5 protein-coding genes are annotated in these 6,966 nt (G+C 67.1%); 4 read left to right on the forward strand and 1 reads right to left on the reverse strand.

From position 1 onward, the window contains the following. A partial coding sequence (gene rsgA / locus DM816_RS39050) for a ribosome small subunit-dependent GTPase A (RefSeq protein ID WP_117215516.1) occupies positions 1-725 on the forward strand: 725 nt, incomplete at its 5' end. Positions 726-798: 73 nt separating this feature from the next. Next, entirely contained in the window at positions 799-2,187 is a 1,389-nt protein-coding gene (locus DM816_RS39055) for a GH1 family beta-glucosidase (RefSeq protein WP_211589050.1), read from the forward strand. A gap of 131 nt (positions 2,188-2,318) precedes the next feature. Here DM816_RS39055 and DM816_RS39060 read toward each other — a convergent pair whose 3' ends face one another. Then, positions 2,319-3,305: an LCP family protein gene (locus tag DM816_RS39060; protein WP_117215517.1), complete on the reverse strand. Its 987-nt coding sequence runs from the start codon at positions 3,303-3,305 to the stop codon at positions 2,319-2,321. Positions 3,306-3,467: 162 nt separating this feature from the next. On the opposite strand from DM816_RS39060, the gene uvrA reads away from it, so the two are divergent. Continuing rightward, positions 3,468-6,362: an excinuclease ABC subunit UvrA gene (gene uvrA / locus DM816_RS39065; protein WP_117215519.1), complete on the forward strand. Its 2,895-nt coding sequence runs from the start codon at positions 3,468-3,470 to the stop codon at positions 6,360-6,362. A 20-nt stretch (positions 6,363-6,382) separates the two neighbouring features. Beyond that, a complete protein-coding gene (locus DM816_RS39070) occupies positions 6,383-6,838 on the forward strand; it encodes a Rieske (2Fe-2S) protein (protein WP_117215520.1) in 456 nt (151 codons plus the stop codon). Positions 6,839-6,966: the final 128 nt, after the last annotated feature.

Below are 6,966 nucleotides of genomic sequence, written 5' to 3' on the forward strand. Positions count from 1 at the left end.
GGCGCACGGCCGGCAAGGCCGCCGTGGGCCAGGTGCTCGCCGCCAACATGGACACGGCGGCCGTGGTGGCATCCGTCGATCCGACGCCCGAGCTGGCCACCATCGAGCGGCTGCTCGCGCTCGCGTGGGATTCGGGCGCCCGCCCGTGCGTCATCCTCACCAAGTGCGACCTGACCTATGACGGGTCGTTGATAGCCCAACACCTGGAGGAGATCGCCCCCGGTGTGCCGGTGATCCCGGTCAGCGCCGAGCGCGGCGACGGCATGGAAGCCTTGCGCCCCTTGGTGAAGCGCGGCTGCACGCTCGGTCTCATCGGCGCGTCCGGCTCGGGGAAGTCCGCATTGGTCAATGCGCTCGTCGGCGCGGACGTCATGGCCACGCAGGCGATCCGGCGCGTGGACGGCAAGGGCAGGCACACGACCACACACCGCGCGCTGATCCCCGTCCCGGGCGGGGGCGCGATCCTCGACACGCCGGGCATTCGGGCCGTCGGGCTGCTGGAGGGCGTGCAGGGCATCGATATGACGTTCCAGGACGTGGTCGAGCTCGCCAGCCGGTGCAAATATCCGGACTGCCGTCATCAGGGCGAGGCGGGGTGTGCGGTGGCGCTCGCGCTGGCCAGTGGTGAGCTGTCCCACCGGCGCTGGGCCAGTTGGGTCAAGCTGCACCGCGAGGTCGAGTTCGAACGCCGGCGGAGGCGTTCGCGACACCGTGGGCGTCCGTGATACCCACCTGAATCTGGAAAATCGGCCCCACGTCGCGCAAGCCGGCACCACAATGATGGCGAGGGGGACGAAGATGGCTGCTGCGCGGACATTCCCGGACGGTTTTCTATGGGGTACGGCGACGGCCGCCTACCAGGTCGAGGGTGCGGTCGCTGAAGACGGGCGCGGGGCGTCGATCTGGGACGTGTTCGCCCACACTCCGGGGGCGATCGCGGACGGCACGAATGCCGATGTGGCGGTGGACCACTATCACCGATATCGCGAGGACGTCCGGCTGATGGCGGAGCTCGGGGCAAACGCGTACCGCTTCTCGATCGCCTGGCCGCGGGTGTTTCCGGAGGGCACGGGCAAGCCCAACCCCAAGGGTCTCGACTTCTATCGCCGGCTTGTCGACGAGTTGCTCGCCAACGGCATCGAGCCTTTTGCCACGTTGTACCACTGGGATCTCCCGCAGAGCTTGCAGCAGCGGCACGGCGGCTGGCAGTCGCGCGAGACGCCGCAGGCCTTCGCCGACTACGCGGGATATGTCGCCGGGCGGTTGTCCGACCGGGTGCGCAATTTCTTCACCATCAACGAGTTTTCGAGCTTCGTCGAGATGGGCCACGGCAGCGGGCGGCTCGCGCCTGGCCTGCGCCTGGCACCCGCCCAGCTCAACCAGGTGCGCCACCACGCCGTGCTCGGCCACGGCCTGGCCGTGCAGGCGATCCGGGCCAACGCTTCTGCTGGAGTCAGGGTCGGCCCGGCCGAACAGGTGATCACTGCGATCCCGGTGATCGAGACGCCGGAGCACATCCGTGCGGCCGCGGTCGCCACGCGCGAGCTCAACGCCGGGTACCTCACGGTGATGCTGGAGGGCAAGTACACCGACGGGTTCCTGTACGAGCAGGGCCGGGACGCGCCGAGGTTCACCGATGACGATCTCAAGGCGATCAGCAGCCCGCTGGACTTCGTGGGCACCAACATCTATGCGGCACACCACATTGTGCGTGCGGCCGACACGTCCCTCGGGTTTGCGATGGTTCCGTATCAGAGCGTGCACCCGCGTGTCGCGTGGCCGGGAGGAGCGCTGTCGCTGCGGCTCACGCCCGAGTCGATGTATTGGGGCACACGGCTTTTGGCCGACCTGTGGCACGTCGGCGACATTTACATCACCGAAAGCGGGGGCCCGTTCACGCACGAGCCGGGTGCCGTGGGCACACAGCCGGACATCGACGGCATGGAGAACGACTCGGACCGGATCGTGTGGCTGCGCGCGTATCTGACGCAGCTGCAGCGGGCCACGGACGAGGGTGTGCCGGTACGCGGGTACTTCCACTGGTCCACCATGGACAACTTCGAATGGACGCTCGGCCTGCGCCCGCGGTTCGGCCTCTATCGCGTCGACTACGAGACCCAGCGGCGCACACCGAAACTGAGCGCCCAGTACTTCCGCGCCTGCGCCCAATCCAACGCCGTGCTTTAGCCAGGTCCCCGGCGAAGTCGTTAGGTGATGCCCGGTAGGGCCAGTGGTCGGATGGCGCCACGGGCGTGGTGGCGGTTGGCGCGGGCGATGTTGGTGGCGCCAGTCAGGCTTCGCCTGAGGAAACCAACCCGTTATGGCACACGATCGGCATTCACAGCTGCATACAACTCACGGGCCTTGGGTTCGTCCACGTAGACCACGCTCTGGTTGCCCTCCATGCCCGTACCGCGCGACGGGCTGGTGATGAACTTCAGTTGGTGGCTGCGCAGCTGGCGAAGCTCAAGCGCGAGGTCGAACAGGGACATGTTCTGGTCCACGGTCAGCGCGTTGGCCGTCGCGCGCAGGAAGGAGTTGAGTCGCGGGATGTCGGAGAGCAGCCCGGCCGACGCCGCCTGCTCCATGACCGCCTTGATCACCTGTTGCTGGTGCTCGATCCGGCTGAAGTCGCCGTCGGCGAACTGCTTGCGCTGCCGCGAATAGTCCAGGGCCACCTCGCCGTTCATGTGCTGCATGCCCTTGCGGAACACGCGGAACGGCGGATGGCTCGACTTGAACTCCCGCTCCACCTCGATGTCGACCCCGCCGAGCGCGTCGATGACCTCCTTGAAACCAAAGAAGTCGATGAGTACCACGTGATCGATGCGCACGTTGGTGAAACTCTCGACGGTCTGGACCATCAGCGGGGTCCCGCCGAAGGCGTATGCGGCGTTGATTTTATGGAATTTCTTTCCCGGAATGTGTACCCAGGAATCGCGCGGGATCGAGATGAGCTGCGCCGTCTGGCGATCGGCCGGGATGTGCACCAGGATGATCGTGTCGGTGCGGGCGGATCCGTCGTTGTCCAGATCGCGGTCGGCCCGCGAGTCGCTGCCGAGCACCAGGATGTTCAGCGCGTTGGTCGGCGCCTTCGACGGGCGGGCCTGTTCCGGTACCCCCTGGAAAGCATCAACCCGGTCGACGTCGCCCTCGACCGACCCCACGTACATGCGCAGCGCGATCGCCCCGCCCCCGCACACCAGCAGCAGCACGCCGGTCAGGATGCCCGCGACGAACAGCAGCTTGCGCAGCCGCGTCCGAGCCGGGGGAACGGGCTGATCATCGGGCTGCATGTCAAGCATGAGCCGGATTCAACCATGGCTCATGATCCGGACATGCGGGCTGTCCGCGACCCGACAGCACCACGTGTCCGCGTGGCTGTCAGACCCCGCGGCTAGAGTTGCCGCCGTGGGGTTGACGTGCTGCTGCGCTAAATGTCATACGGCCGGTCTAGGGTGGCGGCCGTGATGGACCGTCTAGTCATTCGTGGGGCGCGCGAGCACAATCTGCGCGACGTGAGCCTCGATCTGCCGCGCGAGGCGATGATCGTGTTTACCGGGCTGTCCGGCTCGGGCAAGTCGAGCCTGGCGTTCGACACCATTTTCGCCGAGGGTCAGCGGCGCTATGTGGAGTCCCTGTCGTCCTATGCGCGCCAGTTCCTCGGGCAGATGGACAAGCCCGACGTCGACTTCATCGAGGGCCTGTCGCCCGCCGTCTCGATCGATCAGAAGTCGACGTCGCGCAACCCGCGCTCGACGGTCGGCACCATCACCGAGGTCTATGACTATCTGCGGCTGCTGTTCGCCCGGGTGGGCCAGCCGCACTGCCCGATCTGCGGTCACGCGATCAGCCGGCAGACGCCGCAGCAGATCGTCGACCGGGTGCTCGCGATGGAGGAGGGCACCCGCTTCCAGGTGCTGGCCCCGGTGGTGCGCGGCCGCAAGGGCGAATATCTCGACCTGTTCCACGAGCTGCAGTCCAAGGGCTTCGCGCGGGCCCGGGTCGACGGCAAGGTCTATCCGCTCGGCGAGGTGCCCAAGCTCAACAAGCAGCAAAAGCACAACATCGAGGTGGTCGTCGACCGGCTCGCGGTCAAGGGGAGCGCCAAGCAGCGGCTGACCGACTCGGTCGAAACCGCGCTGGGCCTGGCCGGCGGCATCGTGGTGCTGGAGTTCGTCGACCTGCCCGAGGGCGACGAGCATCGCGAGCGCAAGTTCTCCGAGCACCTGGCGTGCCCTAACGAGCACCCCCTGGGCATCGAAGATCTTGAGCCCCGGGTCTTCTCCTTCAACGCGCCCTACGGCGCCTGCCCCGAGTGCACCGGTCTGGGCACCAAGAAGGAGGTCGATCCCGAGCTGATCATCCCCGACCCGGAGAAGTCGCTGGGCGAGGGGGCGATCGCCCCGTGGTCGGGCGGCCACACGATGGAATACTTCAACCGCCTGCTGGCTGCGCTCGGCGAGCAATACGGCTACACGATGGAGACGCCGTGGCGCAAGATCTCGGCCAAGGCGCAGAAGGTGATCCTTCACGGCGCCGAGGATCAGGTCCACGTGCGCTATCGCAATAAATACGGGCGCGAGCGTTCGTACTATTCCGGCTTCGAGGGCGTGGTGCAGTGGCTGGAGCGGCGGCACTCCGACACCGACAGCGAGTGGTCTCGCGAAAAATACGAGGGCTACATGCGCGAGGTGCCGTGCTCGGTGTGCGGCGGGGCGCGGCTCAAGCCCGAGGTCTTGGCGGTCACGGTCGGCGGGCGCAACATCGCCGAGCTGTGCTCGCTGTCGGTGGGCGAGGCGGCCGAGGAGCTGGCGTCGCTGGAGCTGACCGATCGGCAGCGGTTCATCGCCGAGCGCGTCCTCAAGGAGATCAACGCGCGGCTGCGCTTCCTGATCGATGTCGGGCTCGACTACCTGTCGCTTGCCCGGTCGGCCGGCTCGCTGTCGGGCGGCGAGGCGCAGCGCATCCGGCTCGCGACGCAGATCGGTTCGGGTCTGGTGGGCGTGCTCTATGTGCTCGACGAGCCGTCGATCGGGCTGCACCAGCGCGACAACCACCGGCTGATCGAGACCCTGGTCCGCCTGCGCGAGCTGGGCAACACACTGATCGTGGTCGAGCACGACGAAGACACGATCCGCACGGCCGACTGGATCGTCGACATCGGGCCGGGCGCGGGGGAGCACGGCGGCCGGATCGTGCACAGCGGGACTTACAAGCAGCTGCTCACCAACAAGGAGTCGGTCACCGGGGCCTACCTGGCCGGGCGCAAGAGCATCCCGGTGCCCGCGCAGCGGCGGCCACGGGTCGGCGGGCGCGAGCTGACCGTGGTCGGCGCGCGGGAGCACAATCTGCGCAACCTGACCGTGGCGTTCCCGCTCGGGCAGTTCATCGCGGTGACCGGGGTTTCCGGTTCGGGCAAGTCCACGCTGGTCAACGACATCCTCTACACGGTGCTGGCCAACCAGATCAACGGGGCGCGCATGGTGCCGGGCCGGCACACCCGGGTCACCGGGCTGCAGCACGTTGACAAGGTCGTGGGCGTCGACCAGTCGCCGATCGGGCGCACGCCGCGGTCCAACCCCGCGACCTACACGGGTGTGTTCGATCACATCCGCAAGCTGTTCGCCGAGACCACCGAGGCCAAGGTGCGAGGCTACGGGCCCGGCCGGTTCTCGTTCAACGTCAAGGGCGGCCGCTGCGAAAACTGCGCCGGTGACGGCACCATCAAGATCGAAATGAACTTCCTCCCCGATGTGTACGTGCCTTGTGAAGTATGCAAGGGAGCCCGGTACAACCGGGAGACCTTGGAGGTTCACTACAAGGGCCGGACCATCGCGGAGGTGCTGGAGATGCCGATTGAGGAGGCATCCGGCTTCTTCGAGGCGATCCCGGCGATCCATCGGCACCTTAAGACGTTGGTCGACGTCGGGCTGGGCTATGTGCGGCTCGGGCAGAGCGCGCCCACGCTGTCCGGAGGCGAGGCCCAGCGGGTCAAGCTCGCCTCCGAGCTGCAGAAGCGCTCGACCGGGCGCACGGTCTACGTGCTCGACGAGCCGACCACGGGCTTGCACTTCGAAGACATCCGCAAGCTGCTTTTGGTGCTGCAGGGTCTGGTGGACAAGGGCAACACGGTGATCGTCATCGAGCACAACCTCGACGTGATCAAGTCTGCCGACTACCTCATCGACATGGGCCCCGAGGGCGGGCACCGCGGCGGCACGGTGGTCGCCACCGGCACGCCCGAGGAGGTCCTCAAGGTCGATGAGAGCCACACCGCGCAGTTCTTGCGGCCGTTGCTGGGCACTGCTCCGGTGGCGACGACACCGCGCAAGAAGACCAAGGCCACCGCTAAGGTGTGATCGATCTGGAAGGTGTGAGCATGACAGACCAGCACGAGTCCCCCACGAGCCGGCGAGCGCTGATCGCCGGGGCGAGTGCGATCGGCGCCGCGTCGCTTATCGCCGCCTGCGGCGGCAACGAGACGCCCAGCACCACTCCGACGACCGGCGGCAACCCGCAGCCCACCCCGACCACCGCCGGCGGTGCCTCCGCCACGCTGGCCAAGAAGTCGGACATCCCCGTGGGTGGCGGCAAAATCTTCGGCGAGCAGGGCGTCGTGGTCACGCAACCCACGGCGGGCACCTTTCGCGGTTTCGACAACATCTGCACACATCAGGGATGCCCAGTCTCCAAAGTGGAGAATGAAGCCATCGTTTGCACCTGTCACAACAGCAGGTTCTCTATTGCGGACGGATCAGTCCGCGGAGGTCAAGCCACCAAACCGTTGCCCGAGAAGGCACTGAAGATTGACGGGGACGAGATTTCGTTGGGCTGAGCGGGGTGTGCGATGAACGCGCCGCGTCCTGGGTGGGGCGCGGCGCGGTGTTTGTGGGCGCGGCGTGGTGCGGCGTTTGTGGGTGGGGTGCGGTGTTTGTGGGGTGGGGCGCGAGGTGGGGCGTGGGC

It is taken from the genome of Allorhizocola rhizosphaerae, from assembly GCF_003426775.1.
In the GTDB taxonomy this organism is placed as follows: Bacteria; Actinomycetota; Actinomycetes; order Mycobacteriales; family Micromonosporaceae; genus Allorhizocola; species Allorhizocola rhizosphaerae.